Source organism: Pseudomonas sp. B14(2017) (assembly GCF_002113255.1).
Classification (GTDB): Bacteria; Pseudomonadota; Gammaproteobacteria; order Pseudomonadales; family Pseudomonadaceae; genus Aquipseudomonas; species Aquipseudomonas putida_Z.
Window position 1 is genome coordinate 1 of record NZ_NEJY01000055.1, and the last position, 1235, is coordinate 1235.

A 1235-nucleotide genomic window follows, 5' to 3' on the forward strand; every position below is an offset into this window, starting at 1 on the left:
GCCTCAGCCCTCGCTCGCATGGTCGCCGCTACACCGAGGAATTCAAGCGGCGGGTGCTCAAGTACATGCTTGAGCATCGCCTGTCCCTGCGCCAAACAGCGGCGCACTTTGACCTTGGACAGTCCTCACAGATAGGCATTTGGCTGCGGCAGCACTACAGTGGCAGTCCTGTAGCCACTCTCGCCAAACAAAGAAAATCAGCCGTGCCGAAGAAAATTAAGCCCATCAAGCCGACAGACACCAATGACGCAGAGAAATCTCGTGAGCAGTTGTTGAGCGAGCTCGAGTATCTGCGCATGGAGAATGATGTCCTAAAGGAGTTAAAGGCTCTGCGAGAGGAGAAGGAGCGAACACGGACGAGAAAGCCCTGATCGTCTGCAAATTCAGACATAAATATCCGCTGCCTGACCTCTTGCAGATGGTGGGGTTGGCACGCAGTACCTTTTATTACCAGGTCAAGTGCCAGCAAAAGCCGGACAGGCACGCCTCGCTCAAGGAGTTGGTGCAGCGTGTCTATCACGAGGAGAAAGGGCTGTATGGCTACCGCCGCATTGCCCTTGCCATCAGGAATCAGGGGACCTTGGTCAACAAGAAGGTCATTGAACGGTTGATGGCTGAGCTTGGTTTGCAGTCCGTTGTACGCCCGAAGAAGTATCGATCCTATCGCGGCATAGTCGGCAAGGTGGCCATGAATTTGCTGGAGCGTAATTTCGTCGCGCAACGCCCCAACCAGAAGTGGGTGACCGATGTCACTGAGTTCAAAGTGGCCCAGCAAAAGCTCTACCTGTCGCCCGTGATGGACTTGTACAACGGTGAGATCATCGCCTATGAAACAGCTTGCCGGCCTACCTATGGCTTGGTCGGGAACATGCTGGAAAAGGCGCTCGATGGGTTGGGTGAAAAGCCCAAGCTAGTGATCCACTCAGACCAGGGATGGCATTACCAGCAGCCCCAATACCGCCATAAGCTCGCAGCGCGCGGTGTGAAGCAGAGCATGTCTCGCAAGGGTAATTGTCTGGATAATGCAGCGATGGAAAGCTTCTTCGGCACACTGAAGTCAGAGTTCTTCTACCTGAAGCGCTTTGAAAGCGTCGAACAGCTGAAGGCGGGCCTGGAGGAGTACATCCATTACTACAACCATGACCGCATCAGGCTGAAACTCAATGGCCTGAGCCCTGTCAGCTACAGGACTCAGGCCACTGGCTAAAACTGTCCAACTTTTCGGGGGCAGTCCA

General features: G+C 54.4%; 1 pseudogene. It reads left to right on the forward strand.

The window, feature by feature from the left end:
* Positions 1–1207: pseudogene (locus tag CAG34_RS27295) on the forward strand (IS3 family transposase); the annotation flags it as partial.
* Positions 1208–1235 lie beyond the last annotated feature (28 nt).